Genomic DNA, 15,303 nt, shown 5'->3' on the forward strand with positions numbered 1-15,303 from the left:
GTCGTTAATGATTGGCGGTCATTTATGATTGAATTATTGATTGATCATGCGCATTAACTCGGCACAAATCCACACCATGTAATTGGCCCAAGCATAGCCAAATACCGAGAACATCACTGCGACTGGTGCTAGGTGGCGATTAAACGCCATAGCCACTATTGGCGATGATGCCGCGCCGCCAATACAACATTGGCTGCTAATGGCCATATACGCTAATGGCGCTTTTATGATTAATCCTGCAATTAAAATCAGTAAGGCGTGAAAGGCAAGCCAGACAAAGCCAATTGCAAAATAAATAGGAAAGTCATTGATCATGGTTAAGTCCATTTTTAATCCCATGGTGGCGATTAATAGGTACAGTAATACGGTTGATATTTTCGATGCGCCCTGGCGCTCAAGTCGTCTAACTTTGGTGTAAGACAATATAATACTGACGCTGGTGACAATGATGACAATCCAAAAAAAGTGCGATGTAAAGCTGAGTTTTTCCGATTGAGGGTAGTGATGACTAAAAAATGGCACGAAGAGATCTGCGCCCAAATGGGCCAAACCAGTAACACCAAATGCCACCGTAAAAATAGCCATATAACTCGATAGGGTGGGTATGGGTAACTTAAATTTCGAAAATGCTTTATCGCGCAAGTTAATACTTTCAACCAGCTTGTTTATGCCATTATTGTCAGCTTTGAGTTTGCTATCAATGGCATTAGCGTGATTGGCACAAAAGAGTAAAAATGACATCCAAAGCGCTGAAAACACCACGTTCACAGAAATCATGATGGCAAACATATTGTCATCAACGGTATACACTTCTTTCATGGCCAGTTGATTAGCTGTACCTCCCACCCAGTTTCCTGCTAGCGTTGCCATCGCACGCCAGGCAGCTTCCGTACCATGCCAGTTTATTAACTCAGGTGACAGCATTGAAAAGACATACAGTGAAAAAGGCCCACCTAGAATAATCCCAATACTGCCGACAATAAACAGCACAATTATTTTAGGGCCAAGCATTAACATCGACTTAATATCGACGCTAATAATAAGCAAGGTGAGACACGCTGGCATGATATAGCGCGAGGCAATACTGCTCAGTTGACTTGTTGAGGTATCAACCAACCCGAAGGTGTTAAACAGTGATGGCACCACATAGCATGCCACCATGACAGGCACATAACGATAAAAGGTTTGCCAGTAACGATGAGTACTGGCGCTGGTGTAGAAAATAAGCCCTAATGTAATGGCAAGTAGGCCTAAAATAACCGGGTCTTGATTAATCATTGGGCGTAAAAATTCATTTTGGTAGGCTAAAGTCTAAAAACTCTCGGGTTAAGCGGTCTAATGGTGCTTCAGAGCGATAAATTGACCAATAATGGCGAGAATAGTCCCAACAGTTTAGGGGCAGCTCGACTAAGTCACCTCGAATGATTTCTTCTTCAACGGCTAAAAGCGGTAACACACTTACGCCAACTCCGGTGCCGATAGCGCGTTTTATCGCCCCCATGGTATTCATGGACAGCTCTTGGTTAATGGTAATATTGGCACTTTGGAGTAATTGAGTATTTCTGAGCCGTGAAACCGAGATGGTTTCATCCATGACCCATAACTGCTGTGATAGTAATTCACTGCTGATGAGCTCTGACACGAGTGGATTGTTAGCGCCTGTGACGATACACAATCGGTCTTTTAACCAAGCCTCATGGGATAAATTTTTATGCACAGGTTTGGCGTCAACAAAGCCAAGGTCGAGTTCTTTTTCGGCGACCATTTGTTCAATGGTTAAGCTGTTATTGATGACTAGCTTCACATCAACAGAAGGATGCTGTTGCTTAAATAAGGGGATCTTGCGTGATAGTACGTAATTACCCGCGGTTTTACTGCAACCGACTTTAATCGTGCCTCTAATGGCCGCACCTTGCGCGAATACATGTTCTAATTCTTTGCCTTTAGACAGCATTTCATTGGCGTAGGGTAAAATAACTGCACCATTGTCATTAATGGTGAGTCCAGTACTGCTGCGTTCAAACAAGCGGCTACCCAATGAGTCTTCTAAATCTCGCAGCGCCATACTGACGGCGGGCACTGACATGTGCAACTCTTTGGCGGCTCTAGAAATTTGTCCACAATTATGGATGGCTTTAAAAATAGCTAGTTGTTTTAAAGTAATTCGCATAAGCATATTGATAATGGCTGATATACAAAGTATACCTCGCACATTATGCACTCGCACAGAAAGGTTAGTGAAAATGTTAGAAACGTTAACAAGAGCAAGTTCCCAACGTATTTGCGTTATAAAAAGCCAGGTTAAACAGTAATCAATTGTTTAACCTGGATTTGCGGGGAGCGGTATATAATGTTTGGGATTAGAAGTTAAATCTTACCCCAACAGTGGCAACGTTATCGTCTTCTAAGTCGATGGTAGTACCAGCATTATCGATTTGGTATTCACCGTCATACATAGCGTAATGTGCTTGTAGCATGGTTGATTTTGATAATTTGTAATCTGCACCAACAACCAATCGGTTAATGTCTACATCAGTTGCTTGCTTATAATCTGTTGATGACGCGACGGCTGAATTATATTTGAAGTATTTACCAAAACCCGCTTTATCTTTGCCGTATTCTACTTTTAAATTAACACCATTTAAGTTGTAAGCAAGTGCCACAAAATACGAATCACCTTCTTTTTGTTCAAAACTTTGGCTTTCTGAATGTTGATATAGACCACCCAGTTTAAACTTGCCCATTTTGATATGGCCTACACCACGATAGGCATCGACACCACCAATAGTATTATAGGCAGCGGCTAAGTAATAACGACTCTTTTTCAGCTTCTTATCACCAGCTACAACAGATAAGGCATATTGTGTTTCATCACTACCTTCATAGTTGTCATCCATTAGGTAAGTACCATTGATAGTAAATAAGCCGGCAATGGTAGGTGAGTAATAGGTCATGCCGTCTGCTTTTCTGTCTTGGCCAGCAATCATACGGCTATAAGCCGCGTTGGTAAGTGCAAAAGCTTCTACAGTGCCTTTAGATGATTTCATTACTGTATCGTTACGACCGACTAATAATGTACCGGCATCAGACACTACACCTAAATAAGTACTTCTGGCACTAAATGTTTTATCGCTGCCTTCATTGGTAGCACCATTTACCTGTACTTCCATTTGATAAACTAATTTAAAATCGTCATTGATTTTCTCACTACCTTTAACACCAAGGCGACTTAAGTTGTTTTCCAGTACCGTGCCTTCTTTTTTATTTTGAGTGGTAAAACCATGGTCTGAATTCGTTAATGCAATATCTAAGCGACCGTATGCCTTAGGTGAATCAGCTAATGCATTAAGTGATGTTACCGATAATGCAGAAAGTAATGCTATTGAAACTAAATGTCTTTTTGTATTCATGTTCATCTCTTCTCTTTAATTAATGTTATTAAATTATTCGCTTTCTATATTGGCGTGAAAGCATGAATTAATGTTAAAGAGTTATTAACGAGTGAAAACTAACATGGGTCACAGCACTCAAGTTTTAAGTGCATTTTAAGAAACTCTGAACAGGGTTTCACAATAAGTTAACCAAATTCCAAGTTTGATGTGTGTCTAAGTTTTGATATCTCTTTGTGAGTAACCTTGCACTCAACAACAGCAAGTAAAAATCTAAATTAGAAAAGGAACGAACAATGAAACTAAAATACTTAGTCTCAGCGATGGCGGTGATGATGCTATCTTCTGGTGCTGCAGTGGCGAAGTCTGACAACTTAGCGTCATTTCATGCCGAAATGGACAGCTGTCAGTCATGCCACACTAAACCGCTAAAAGTGAGCGACAGCGAAACTCATGAAAATGCCCAGTGTAAATCATGCCATGGTGATTATGCTGAACTCGCAAATGACAAATTACATTTTGATCCACACACATCTCACCTAGGTGATATTAATTGTACGTCTTGTCACTCTGGTCACGATAAGCCTCAGTTAACTTGTAACAACTGTCACAACTTCGATATGGAAATGCCTTTTGCAGAAACCAAAGCGAAGAAAAAGTGGGACGGTGCTTGGGATCAAGAAAAAATCCAAAAAGCCATTGATAAAGGCCCTGTCGAAACAGTTGATGTGATTGTTGTCGGTGCGGGTTCTGCTGGTTTTAACGCTGCTATCTCTGCCAAAATGGCCGGTGCAAAAGTGGTTTTATTTGAAAAAGCAGCATACACAGGTGGTAACTCAATGCTAGCTGCTGGTGGTATTAACGCCGTTGGTACACCACAGCAGAAGAAAAAAGGCATTGAAGATAAAGTTGAATGGTACTACGAAGATGCCATGAAAGGTGGTCGTTATCAAAATGATCCTAAATTAGTTCACATTTTAGCAGAACAATCTGCTGATGCAGTAAAATGGCTTGAGTCATTGGGTGCAAACCTAAACGATTTAAAACGTTCTGGTGGTGCTCGTGTTGAACGTACTCACCGCCCATCAGGTGGTGCTTCAGTAGGACCACACATCGTTGATACATTACGTAAAGCAGCAAAAGAACGTGATGTTGATGTACGTTTGAACTCTAGAATTGAAAAAATCGTATTAAATGACGATAAGTCAGTTGCAGGTGTTGTGGTTCACGGTCGTCATTCAGGTTACAACATGGTTGCTGCAGATTCTGTCGTATTAGCAACCGGTGGTTACGGCATGAACAAAGAAATGATTGCTTACTACCGTCCAACAATGAAAGACATGACCAGCTCTAACAACGTAACCGCAACTGGTGACGGTATATTACTGGCTAAAGAAATTGGTGCGTCAATGACTGATATTGACTGGGTTCAAGCGCATCCTACCATCGGTAAAGACAGCCGTATCTTAATCTCTGAAACCGTACGTGGTGTTGGTGCGATCATGGTAAACACTGATGGTGAGCGTTTCATCGATGAATTAACCACTCGTGACCGTGCATCTGATGCCATCTTAAAGCAAAAAGATCAATATGCTTGGTTAGTATTTGACGAGCAACTTGTTGCTAAGAAGAAAATGGTACGTGGTTATGATCACTTAGGCATGCTAAGTAAAGGTAACACTATCGAAGAGCTAGCTAAAATCACTGGTATGAGCAAATTATCTAAAACTGCAAGTGACTACAATAAGTATCAAGCAGCGGGTAAAGACGACGCGTTTGGTCGTGACGATATGCCACTTAACTTAACTAAGCCTCCTTTCTACGCTGTAAAAGTCGCTCCTGGTATTCACCACACTATGGGTGGTGTAGCAGTAGATACTGATGCGAACGTATTAAACCTACAAAGCTGGAAAATGTCTGGTCTATTTGCTGCAGGCGAAGTGACTGGTGGTTTACATGGCTTTAACCGCCTAGGTGGTAATGCGATTGCTGACACAGTTGTGTTTGGTCGTATTGCAGGTGAAAATGCTGCTAAGCATGCTTTAGAGAAAAAATAGTAAACCGTAACACTCCATCTTTATCCCTTGCGTTACTTTGGGTTAAGCCATCTGGCTTAACCCTTTTTTTATGTCTGACTTATGCGGCAGAGCGTTGAGATCAACCTTCGTGAGCAGAGTAGCAACGTCTATACCAAAACAACCTGAAGATGCTCTATTTCAGCAAGAATTGACACGCGTTTAAGCAAGGCATTGATTGCGAGTAATGGTTGTTCCCTTTCCAAAATCAGCTAAATTAACAAAAGCCGCAGCTTAAACACGTGTAAAACTTGCCCTTTGGGCGTTTCAGCGTGTTCCCCTTATTGTTAAATCAAGAGCGTTGTTGCGCTAATTTATAAGGTACCTACATTACCGCGCCTGTATTGAAAACACGGTGAAGATCTGAAACACGGATCTTCAAGTTGATTGGGTATACGACGGTAAAAAAATATGAAAGAAGGAAGAATATTCGCAAGGGCGGAGTGTTAAGTATGAAAAAAGCCGCTATGCAGTGCATTGCGGCTTTTGTTAACTGGCTTGAATTAACGAGAGGCTAGTTGATAATTACAGCTCAATAACATCAAATTTAACGTTAGGATCAACATCTGCTTCGTAATCGATACCATCAATACCAAAACCAAACAGTTTTAAAAACTCTTCTTTGTATTCATTGTAATCGGTCAATTCGCTCAAGTTTTCAGTAGTTACTTGTGGCCATAAATCGCGGCAATGTTGCTGAATATCTTCACGTAATTCCCAATCGTCTAAACGCAGGCGGTTTTCGCTATCAACCACAGGGGCTTGACCATCTTCACGGTATAAACGTTCAGTAAATAAACGGTAGATTTGCTCCATGCAGCCTTCGTGTAGGCCTTCTTGACGCATCTTTTTAAATACCATGGCAATGTACAGTGGCATCACAGGAATGGCTGAGCTGGCTTGGGTTACGACACTTTTTAGTACCGCCACGTTAGCAGAACCACCTTTTGCAGCTAATTGGTTATTTAACGCATGTGCTGCACGGTCTAAATCCATCTTGGCTTGACCTAACGCACCATGCCAGTAAATTGGCCAGGTTAACTCAGTACCAATGTAGCTGTAAGCCACGGTTTTGCAACCGTCAGCTAAAACGCCAGCATCACTTAATGCGCTCATCCATAATTCCCAATCCTGTCCACCCATTACGGTTACAGTGTCGGCAATCTCTTGCTCAGTTGCTGGCTCTACCGAGGTTTCGATAATGGCATTTTTATTGGTATCAACTGCTGTTGCAGAGTAGGTTTGACCAATTGGTTTTAGTGATGAACGAATGACTTCGCCAGTGTCTGGTAATTTACGAACAGGTGAAGCTAATGAATACACCACCATGTCGATTTGACCTAAATCTTGCTTAATAAGCTCAATGACTTGTTGCTTAGCTTCATGACTAAAGGCGTCACAGTTAATGCTTTTAGAGTATAAGCCTTCAGCTTTGGCAAATTTATCGAATGCAGCTGTATTGTACCAACCAGCCGTTCCAGGTTTGGTTTCTGAGCTTGGTTTTTCAAAAAACACTCCGATAGTCGCTGCGTCACTACCAAATGCTGAGGCAATACGTGATGACAACCCATAACCACTAGAAGAGCCTACAACGAGGACTTTTTTAGGGCCATTGGTTATTTTGCCTTTGGCTTTAGTGAGTTCAATTTGCTCTTTGACATTCGCTTCACAGCCAACAGGGTGAGTTGTTGTACAAATAAAGCCACGGATCTTAGGTTTAATAATCATATTTTGGTTTCTTCCTTTAACATTGGCTCTAGGATAATTAGTTCGACGCCTAAATGGCACTGATTTTTGCAAAAAACAGGGCAAAACCGCAGTGGTTGGAGCAGTTTAGCGTCGTTGCATAAATTGACTTTGCTCTTGGATTAGGCGTTGTGTGTACTCATGCTGAGGGGAATTAAACAGTGCTTCAGTGGTGGTTTTTTCCACCATTTGACCATTTTGTAGCACCATAATCTTATCACTGACATGGCGGATGATATTCAGATTGTGCGACACAAAAATATACGACAAGCCCAACTCTTTTTGTAGCTTCAACAGTAGGTTAATGATTTGAGAACGTACCGACATATCCAATGCTGTTAATGCTTCGTCAGCAATAATAATTTTAGGGTTGAGCATTAATGCTCGCGCGACCGCAACACGTTGTTTTTGACCTTCAGACACCATATGCGGATAAAAATCGGCATGTTCTGGCAACAGTCCTACTTTACGCAGTGTTTCAAAAACCAGCGTTTTACGTTCATTTGAGCTCAGCTGGGTATTAAAGCGCAGAGGTTCTTTTAATAAGTTACCAATCGATAAACGTGGATTTAACGAGGTGGTTGGATCTTGGAAGATCATCCTAATTAAGCGACAACGTTGTTTCTGGTTACGGGTTTCTAATGCTTCACCTTCAAAGAAAATGTCACCACCGCTGCGTCGTTCCGCACCCACTAGAATGCGAGCTAAGGTACTTTTACCAGAGCCAACTGAGCCGACAATTGCCATCGTTTCACCGCGACCAAGCTCAAATGATATTGGCGATAAAGCTTGATAGTATTGTGGTTTGAAACGTTTATAACCGGTTAAGTATTGTTTACTTAAATCGGTGACTTTAAGCAATGGCGTCGTCATCTTCTTGCTCACTTTGATAAGGGAAATGGCAGGCAAAATAGCGATCTTTTATGTGTTCAAGATGTGGCTGTTTTACACACTTACGTTGTGCTTCAGGACAGCGTGGACCGAGACGACATCCTGCAGGTAAATGCTGCATTGATGGTGACGACCCTTGCAATGTGGGTAAATCTGCTTTGTGGCGCATTTTTTGGGTATGGTCGGGTAAGTTTTTCAACAATGCCCGGGTATAAGGATGAAAAGGCTTCTTGGCCATCGCCGCAGCAGGGCCCGACTCCATTACCTGACCGCTGTATAGAATGGTTAGGTTATCACACCAATTCACCATAATTTCAAGTTCGTGGCTTACCAGCAATATCGACACATTTTGCAATTGATTTAACTGTGATAGCAACCTAAAAATCTGTGCCTGAGTGTTTAACTCCATTGAGTTGGTTGGCTCGTCGGCAATTAACAATTTTGGATGGTTAGCCACCGCCATGGCAATCATGACTTTTTGGCATTCGCCTTCAGAAAGCTCCCATGGATAACACGTCATTAATTTTTTAGGGGTTTTAATGCCTACTTTATGCAACCACTTTTGTGCATTTAAATAGGTATCGCGGTTACGTCGCCAAAAGGGCACGTTCTTATTGGGCATCATGGCTTCAATAAGTTGGCTGCCAATGGTTTTAACTGGGTCTAAACTGCCTGAAGGATCTTGAAATATCATTGCGATGTCGCAGCCCATTAAACAACGTCGTTCTTTGGCTGTCATTTCAAGTAAGTTGCGGCCGTCCCACATCATTCGGTCTGCAAAAATGTGCCAATTAGGGCCAAGTACCCCTAAAATGGCTTTTGCAAATAAGCTACGCCCCGAGCCCGATTCACCAAGCAAACCATGAATCTCACCTGGGTTGATGGTTAAACTGACTTTTTCGAGTACTTTGACTCTACCCTGTGGGGTATCAAGTTCGATGGTAAGGTTACGCACGTCGAGTAATGGCATAGTTAATTTCTTATTGGCGCAAGAGCTGAGCGTAAACCGTCACCGACTAAATTTACCGACAACACCGTAAATAAAATGGCCACTCCAGGTATGGTGACTGTCCAGGGGGCAAGTAATAAGTTATCCAGCCCTTGTGCCACCATGGCGCCCCATTCAGGGCTGGGTGCCTGTGCTCCTAAATTTAAAAAACCCAGTGCCGCGATGTCGAGTATGGCTGCAGAGATTGCCATTGTGACCTGAATAATCACTACGTCCCAAACGTTAGGCATAATGACATACAAAAAAACCTGGAACGAATTGGCACCATCTAATTTAGCCGCGGTAACGTATTCTTTTTGTAATTCTTCGTGAACCGCTTGATGAATAGCGCGAACAAATTGCGGGATCATCGCAATACCGACACCCCAAAATACATTGTTCAGTCCAGGTCCCATCACCGCAACCACCAAAATAGCCATCAGTAGTGAGGGGATAGAAAGTAGTGCATCAAGCAAGTGACTTAATACACTCGATTTTATGCCGTGCATCATGCCTGATAGAGAACCAATGATAAACCCGAAAAACAACGACACCGCCACAATCAATAATGACATGCCAAAAGTCAGTTGTACTCCATGCAAAATACGGCTAAAAATATCACGACCTAAATCATCGGTGCCTAAAAAGTGTTCAACACTGCCAGCAGGATCCCAAGACGGCGGTAATAACAACACTTGTTGGTCTTGTGTTTCTGCAGAGTATGGGGCAATAAGCGGTGCAAAAATGGTCAGGACCAATAAAAAAATTACAGCCCATAAGCCAATCACCGCAAATGGATTTGCCGAGAAGCTGTTCCATAAGCGCCACATTGGCGAGTCTATATGGTCTTCGTGGTAGATTTTAATGCGCGGCATATAAGTCCTTTCTACTTATCGGATTGATTAAGGTGTGCATTAAGTCAATTAAAATACTTAAAAAGATAATCAATAACGACACAGATAAGATACCTGCTTGAATCACAGTATAGTCGCGTTGATAAATACCTGACACTAACCAGCTGCCGACACCTGGCCATGAAAATATCACTTCAACTACGATGCCATAGCTGGCAAATGAACCCAGCATTAAGCCAATGCTTTTTAATACAGGAATTAAAGCATTAGGCATAACATGGCGGACTAAAATTTTAAACGTGTGTAATCCGCGAGCTTCTGCTGCGCGAATGTAAGTTTGATTCATGACATTAATAACAGCCTGGCGAGTAATACGAACTACGAGTGTAAATGGCAATACAGCGAGTGTGACAGCAGGCAAAATTAAGTGTAATAACGCGTCATGAAAAGCAGGAATGCGATACGTTGATTCAGACATTAATGTATCAATTAACATAAAGCCGGTGACCGGCTCGATTTCGTATAATAAGTTAATTTGCCCAGAAATCGGTAACCAACCTAAATCAACCCCAAACCACATGGCGAGCGTGAGCCCCAACCAAAATACTGGGATAGAATAACCAGTGAGCGTAAAGGCTAAAATACTACGTTGCAGCGCTTTATTTCGGCTTAACGCAGCAATTACACCAAGAGGTACACCAAAAACCACCGCAATGAAGCCTGAAAAAAGCGACAGTTCAAGTGATGCGGGCAACACTGACGCTAATTCGCCTGCAACAGCTTGCTGCGAATTACTGGAGATGCCTAGATTACCCGATAAACGCTGACGAAGATAAGCGGTAAACTGCAATAGTTGATTATCATTAAGTTGATAGTCGGTTACTATTTGGCGTTGCTGCTCAGCGGTAGGGTATTGAATGCCCGACAACGAATAGGCTTTATTGGCTGGAAATAACCCAGTAGCAATAAACAAGACCGCTATCATCACCAAAGAGGTCGCCAAAAACAGGGTGATGCGTCTAAAAAAATAACGCCACATTTATTCGCCTTCCTCTGTTGTTTGTATGGCTTTGGCAAATGAAATTCCACCATAAGGGCGAATTTGCATTGCAGTAATATTGTTCTTTTTCAACACCACTTTTTTGGCATGGGCTAACGTAACCATGGGAACTTGATCGTTAATAATGGCTTCAGCAGACTGATAAAATGCTTTGCGTTCTGGCTGTGAGGTAACACTTTGTGCCTGGGTGAGTAAATGTTTGAAATCCTTTTGGCACCAACGAGAACGGTTATTGTTTGAGGCTAATGCCGCACAACTTAATAACGGTGTAAAAAAGTTATCTGGGTCGCTGTTATCAGCATTCCAACCAATTAATACTGAGTCGTAGTTAGATGCTGATAACTTTTGTACAAATACACTCCAATCATAGCTAATGATATTAAGCTTTACGCCTATTCGAGCTAAATCTGCTTGGATAAGTTCAGCGGTTTTCAGCGCGCTTGGGTTATAAATTCGTGCAACCGGCATTGCCCACACATTAATGGATAACTTATTAATCCCAGCTTGCTTGAGTAACTCAATGGCTTTTTGAGGGTTATATTCATTCGGTGATAAGTTTTTAGAATAGGCCCACGACGCCGGAGGTAATACGCCTGTGGCTTCAACGGCTGTGTCGTTGTATACCGCTTCGAGAATATTTTTCTTATCAATTGCATGGGCTAGTGCACGTCTTACACGGACATCATCTAATGGTGGCTTTTGAGTGTTGAATGCCCAAAATGACACATTTAAGCCCGGTTTCGCATCAACCACTACATCAGGATGTTCAGCGACAACCGTTAATTCAGCCGCTTTAGGCAACGCCGATACGCTGCAATCTCCAGTAATGAGCTTAGCTATTCGCGATGTGCTTCTTGGCGTGATATCAAACACTAATTGGTCAAGTTCGACCGTAGGGCCCCAATATACAGGGTGCTTTTTAAAGCGGATATATTCATTTTTAACATATTGAGTAAGCTGAAATGGCCCAGTGCCTACCGCAAAATAATCTATGTCTTCTGGTGTGCCTTGGGTCAGTAATTGATAACCGTATTCGGCCGATAAAATGACCGCAAAGTCGGTGGCCAAGTTGGCTAAGAACGAGGCATCTTTGCGCGTTAAATGAAAGATTACCTGATAATCATTTACCTTCTCTATCGACTCGATAAGGTTATCAAAACCAATGCTTTGAAAAAACGGATAACCAGTTCTGCTGACTAAATGGTAAGGGTGTAATGGGTCAATAATACGATTAAACGAAAACAACACATCGTCAGCATTAAAGTCCCTTGATGGGGCAAAGCGACTCGTTTTATGAAAACTCACATGCTCACGTAAGGTAAATTGGTAACTGAGACCATCTTCTGAGATTGACCATTGCGTGGCCAGTCCTGGGATAATCTCCGTTTTGGCCTGGCTGTAATTCACTAGCTGGCTATAGATTTGGTGTGAAGTCGCATCGATAGTGGTGCCAGAGGTGACTAGCTGGGGATTAAAGGTCTCAGGGTTACCTTCGCTGCAATATACCAACCCAGAAGGCAATTGTGCTTGTCCGCATGCTGCCAGCAAGGTGCTAGAAATACATAAGGAAATCAGCTGATACCAGCGTTTTACTATAACAGGCATGGTGTGATCATTTTTTTTCGACTTTGAGGGGGCATTTTAACAGTGTTCATACGAGCTGAGCAATCGTAGATGCATGAGTTCATTTACGACTTGTCTAGCAAGTTGTACTTTTTCAAAATGCCCCTGAGCTGATGGTAGCTTAACCCTAATAAATCTGCGGTTTTTTTCTGGTTGTATTGCCCTTCAGCTAGCGCGCGTTGCAGTAAGTCTATTTCTGCATTTTCAGTGTATTCTTTAAAGTTTATCGGAAACTCAATATTGCTGTGAGTGAGAGGAACTGGCAGAGTTTCTTCGTCTGTATCGACAGGCGCTGCAGGCAATTCTACTGGTTGCACTTGGCGTTCGCGGGTTTTAATTCGACCCGTTGGGCGATAAGGTGATGCAAAAGGGTCTAAAGTAATCTGGTCAATTTCTTGGCCTTCAGAACCTTCGCGGTACACACTGCGCTCAACCACGTTTTTTAATTCGCGGATATTACCGGGCCAATTGTGCATCATTAGTTGCTCAATGGCGATGGCGCCAAATCCGCCAAAATATTCAAGTCCGAGTTGTCTGGCCATACTCACAGCAAAGTGTTGTGCTAAAGGCATAATATCTTCAGTACGGCAACGCAGTGGCGGTAAGGTAATTACATCAAACGCTAAGCGGTCTAATAAATCGGCTCTAAACTCGCCGCTGTCGGCTAATGACGGTAAGTCTTCGTTGGCTGCGCAAATGAGTCGTACATCAGACTGTACTGTTTTACTGCCACCGACACGTTCAAATTCGCCGTATTCAATGACCCGTAATAGTTTTTCTTGAATAAGCCCTGAGGTATTGGCCAGCTCATCTAAAAACAATGTGCCACCATCGGCTCGCTCAAAGCGGCCTTCATGTTTACCTTTTGCACCTGTAAATGCACCAGACTCATGGCCAAACAGTTCACTTTCGAGTAAGTTTTCACTTAACGATGAGCAATTAAGCTTAATAAAGCTTTGATCCCAACGCGCTGACAAATAATGTAGCCGCTCGGCAATTAACTCTTTACCTGTGCCGCGCTCACCAATGATAAGTACGGGCTTTGAGAGGGGCGCAATTTTAGACACATGCTCTAATACTTCGAGTAATGCATTAGACTGGCCGATGAGATTATCTTGTTGGTATTGTTTGCTCACAGTAGCTTACTCGCAAAATTGTTAGTGAATTAGACTAATAATTGGTGAAAATCATAATAGATGGCTTAGTTAATAAATGAAAGTAAAAGTTAAATATTTGTATAACTCGTTAATATTGTTTAGTTTTTAAAAGTTGGCACGCAATGTGTAGTACCTATTGCGACATCCACGTTAATTTTTGAGGAATATATTATGGGAATTTTCTCTCGCTTTGCAGATATCGTTAATTCAAATATCAGTGCAATACTTGATAAAGCAGAAGATCCAGAAAAAATGGTACGTCTGATCATTCAAGAAATGGAAGACACGTTAGTCGAAGTTCGTTCAACCTCAGCCCGAGTGTTGGCCGAGAAAAAAGAATTACTTCGTCGTATCGGTCGAGTACAAGAACAAGTTCAAGATTGGCAAAACAAAGCAGAGTTAGCATTATCGAAAGATCGTGAAGACTTAGCTAAAGCGGCCTTAATTGAAAAGCAAAAAACCGTTGGTTTGCTTGAAACACTTGAAATGGAATTGCAAGTCGTTGAAGAACATATCACGCGTTTAAAAGATGAAGTGGCACAACTTCAAGAAAAATTGAATGATGCCCGTGCTCGTCAAAAGACCATTATTATGCGTAAGCAAACTGCCACTTCGCGTTTAGAAGTTAAAAAGCAGCTTGATTCAAGTAAAATTGATGATGCAATGATGAAGTTTGAGCAATACGAGCGCCGTGTAGAAGGCCTAGAAGCTCAAGTAGAATCATATGACTTAGGTAAAAAAGATTCACTTGCAGATGAATTTGCCGCCCTTGAAGCTGAAGATGCTGTTAATGATGAATTAGCTGCACTTAAAGCCAAAGTAAACGCAAAAAAACAACCTAAATCAAAAGCATAATAATTTTTTCAGAGGTGAGTTATGGACATGGATCTTCTTATTGCACCAATTATCATATTTTTAGTAATTGTGGCGCCCATTTGGTTGATTCTTCACTACCGCAGTAAGCGACAAGTGAGCCAAGGACTCACAGAGGAAGAATTTGGCCAGTTGAATGATTTAATTGCGAAAGCTGAAAAAATGAGCCATCGCATAGAAACCTTAGAAGCAATTTTAGATACTGATTCACCAGAGTGGAGGGCGAAACATGGGCACAACTAACGGTCGTACGTTATACCGCAATCCTAAGAGTGGTAAAATAGCGGGAGTATGTTCGGGTATTGCTGACTATTTTAACTTTGAAACCTGGTTAGTGCGCGTGTTAGCGGTATCGATATTTCTCCTTGGTGGTACCGGTGTGGTGTTTGTGATTTATATTGCGCTGTGGATGATACTAGATGTCAAACCACAGGCATTAGAATATGACGAACAACACAAAGACATCGAAGTTAAAAAGAAGGTATGGCAAGCCGGTGAGCCAGCAAAACGTGCCTTATTTGATGTCAGTCGCCAGTTTAATGGACTTGAAACTCGATTACAGCGACTAGAGAAACACGTTACGTCAGATAGCTTTGACTTAAAACGGGAAATCAATAGTCTTTAATGATTCTAAATGGGCGGTTTAC

Annotated in this window: 14 protein-coding genes; 4 read left to right on the forward strand and 10 right to left on the reverse strand. The window is 42.0% G+C overall.

The features are described from left to right. Nucleotides 1-33 precede the first annotated feature (33 nt). The 3 genes from IEY42_RS09280 to IEY42_RS09290 all read right to left on the reverse strand — a co-directional run bounded on the left by IEY42_RS09280 (nucleotide 34) and on the right by IEY42_RS09290 (nucleotide 3,416). Nucleotides 34-1,278 carry a DUF819 family protein gene (locus tag IEY42_RS09280; protein ID WP_188924979.1) on the reverse strand — a complete coding sequence of 415 codons (1,245 nt, stop codon included), beginning with the start codon at nucleotides 1,276-1,278 and terminating at the stop codon, nucleotides 34-36. A gap of 13 nt (nucleotides 1,279-1,291) precedes the next feature. Continuing rightward, nucleotides 1,292-2,176: a LysR family transcriptional regulator gene (locus tag IEY42_RS09285; RefSeq protein ID WP_308424984.1), complete on the reverse strand. Its 885-nt coding sequence runs from the start codon at nucleotides 2,174-2,176 to the stop codon at nucleotides 1,292-1,294. Nucleotides 2,177-2,360: 184 nt separating this feature from the next. After that, nucleotides 2,361-3,416, reverse strand: coding sequence for a porin (locus IEY42_RS09290; protein ID WP_188924981.1), 1,056 nt, complete (start codon nucleotides 3,414-3,416; stop codon nucleotides 2,361-2,363). A 269-nt stretch (nucleotides 3,417-3,685) separates the two neighbouring features. Between IEY42_RS09290 and IEY42_RS09295 the strand changes: the two genes are divergently transcribed. Beyond that, complete coding sequence (locus IEY42_RS09295; protein WP_188924982.1) at nucleotides 3,686-5,446, forward strand: flavocytochrome c; 1,761 nt, start codon at nucleotides 3,686-3,688, stop codon at nucleotides 5,444-5,446. 543 nt (nucleotides 5,447-5,989) lie between these two features. Here the strand turns inward: IEY42_RS09295 and fabV are convergent. The 7 genes from fabV to pspF all read right to left on the reverse strand — a co-directional run bounded on the left by fabV (nucleotide 5,990) and on the right by pspF (nucleotide 13,762). Then, nucleotides 5,990-7,192 (reverse strand): enoyl-ACP reductase FabV, encoded by a 1,203-nt coding sequence (fabV, locus tag IEY42_RS09300; RefSeq protein ID WP_188924983.1) that lies wholly within the window; start codon nucleotides 7,190-7,192, stop codon nucleotides 5,990-5,992. Between the two features lie 105 nt (nucleotides 7,193-7,297). Next, nucleotides 7,298-8,083 (reverse strand): peptide ABC transporter ATP-binding protein, encoded by a 786-nt coding sequence (locus tag IEY42_RS09305; RefSeq protein ID WP_188919183.1) that lies wholly within the window; start codon nucleotides 8,081-8,083, stop codon nucleotides 7,298-7,300. Beyond that, nucleotides 8,064-9,071: an oligopeptide/dipeptide ABC transporter ATP-binding protein gene (locus IEY42_RS09310; protein ID WP_188924984.1), complete on the reverse strand. Its 1,008-nt coding sequence runs from the start codon at nucleotides 9,069-9,071 to the stop codon at nucleotides 8,064-8,066. Before IEY42_RS09310 ends, IEY42_RS09305 begins: the two co-directional genes overlap by 20 nt. Before the next feature lie 2 nt (nucleotides 9,072-9,073). Continuing rightward, nucleotides 9,074-9,964, reverse strand: a complete 891-nt coding sequence (locus IEY42_RS09315; protein WP_188924985.1) for an ABC transporter permease subunit — start codon at nucleotides 9,962-9,964, stop codon at nucleotides 9,074-9,076. After that, nucleotides 9,951-10,982, reverse strand: coding sequence for an ABC transporter permease (locus IEY42_RS09320; protein ID WP_188924986.1), 1,032 nt, complete (start codon nucleotides 10,980-10,982; stop codon nucleotides 9,951-9,953). Before IEY42_RS09320 ends, IEY42_RS09315 begins: the two co-directional genes overlap by 14 nt. Next, nucleotides 10,983-12,608, reverse strand: a complete 1,626-nt coding sequence (locus IEY42_RS09325) for an ABC transporter substrate-binding protein (RefSeq protein ID WP_188924987.1) — start codon at nucleotides 12,606-12,608, stop codon at nucleotides 10,983-10,985. 83 nt (nucleotides 12,609-12,691) lie between these two features. Next, nucleotides 12,692-13,762: a phage shock protein operon transcriptional activator gene (gene pspF / locus IEY42_RS09330; RefSeq protein ID WP_188924988.1), complete on the reverse strand. Its 1,071-nt coding sequence runs from the start codon at nucleotides 13,760-13,762 to the stop codon at nucleotides 12,692-12,694. 192 nt (nucleotides 13,763-13,954) lie between these two features. Between pspF and pspA the strand changes: the two genes are divergently transcribed. From pspA to pspC, 3 genes are read left to right on the forward strand one after another with little or no spacing between them, the layout of a single operon-like run. Next, nucleotides 13,955-14,638 (forward strand): phage shock protein PspA, encoded by a 684-nt coding sequence (gene pspA, locus IEY42_RS09335; protein ID WP_188924989.1) that lies wholly within the window; start codon nucleotides 13,955-13,957, stop codon nucleotides 14,636-14,638. A 21-nt stretch (nucleotides 14,639-14,659) separates the two neighbouring features. Continuing rightward, on the forward strand, nucleotides 14,660-14,899 hold the full coding sequence (pspB, locus tag IEY42_RS09340) for an envelope stress response membrane protein PspB (RefSeq protein ID WP_188919169.1): 240 nt from the start codon (nucleotides 14,660-14,662) through the stop codon (nucleotides 14,897-14,899). After that, nucleotides 14,886-15,281, forward strand: coding sequence for an envelope stress response membrane protein PspC (pspC, locus tag IEY42_RS09345; protein ID WP_188919167.1), 396 nt, complete (start codon nucleotides 14,886-14,888; stop codon nucleotides 15,279-15,281). The genes pspB and pspC overlap by 14 nt, the downstream gene beginning before the upstream one ends. Nucleotides 15,282-15,303: the final 22 nt, after the last annotated feature.

This window comes from Shewanella algicola (assembly GCF_014648035.1).
Classification (GTDB): Bacteria; Pseudomonadota; Gammaproteobacteria; order Enterobacterales; family Shewanellaceae; genus Shewanella; species Shewanella algicola.

What these genes read in the sequence shown, in the direction of transcription:
- IEY42_RS09320 (WP_188924986.1), bottom strand. Translation starts at nt 10,982, where the DNA reads ATGTGGCGTTATTTTTTTAGACGCATCACCCTGTTTTTGGCGACCTCT.
- IEY42_RS09285 (WP_308424984.1), bottom strand. Translation starts at nt 2,176, where the DNA reads ATGCTTATGCGAATTACTTTAAAACAACTAGCTATTTTTAAAGCCATC.
- pspB (WP_188919169.1), top strand. Translation starts at nt 14,660, where the DNA reads ATGGACATGGATCTTCTTATTGCACCAATTATCATATTTTTAGTAATT.
- IEY42_RS09325 (WP_188924987.1), bottom strand. Translation starts at nt 12,608, where the DNA reads ATGCCTGTTATAGTAAAACGCTGGTATCAGCTGATTTCCTTATGTATT.
- IEY42_RS09295 (WP_188924982.1), top strand. Translation starts at nt 3,686, where the DNA reads ATGAAACTAAAATACTTAGTCTCAGCGATGGCGGTGATGATGCTATCT.
- IEY42_RS09315 (WP_188924985.1), bottom strand. Translation starts at nt 9,964, where the DNA reads ATGCCGCGCATTAAAATCTACCACGAAGACCATATAGACTCGCCAATG.
- IEY42_RS09305 (WP_188919183.1), bottom strand. Translation starts at nt 8,083, where the DNA reads ATGACGACGCCATTGCTTAAAGTCACCGATTTAAGTAAACAATACTTA.
- fabV (WP_188924983.1), bottom strand. Translation starts at nt 7,192, where the DNA reads ATGATTATTAAACCTAAGATCCGTGGCTTTATTTGTACAACAACTCAC.
- IEY42_RS09290 (WP_188924981.1), bottom strand. Translation starts at nt 3,416, where the DNA reads ATGAACATGAATACAAAAAGACATTTAGTTTCAATAGCATTACTTTCT.
- IEY42_RS09280 (WP_188924979.1), bottom strand. Translation starts at nt 1,278, where the DNA reads ATGATTAATCAAGACCCGGTTATTTTAGGCCTACTTGCCATTACATTA.
- IEY42_RS09310 (WP_188924984.1), bottom strand. Translation starts at nt 9,071, where the DNA reads ATGCCATTACTCGACGTGCGTAACCTTACCATCGAACTTGATACCCCA.
- pspC (WP_188919167.1), top strand. Translation starts at nt 14,886, where the DNA reads ATGGGCACAACTAACGGTCGTACGTTATACCGCAATCCTAAGAGTGGT.
- pspA (WP_188924989.1), top strand. Translation starts at nt 13,955, where the DNA reads ATGGGAATTTTCTCTCGCTTTGCAGATATCGTTAATTCAAATATCAGT.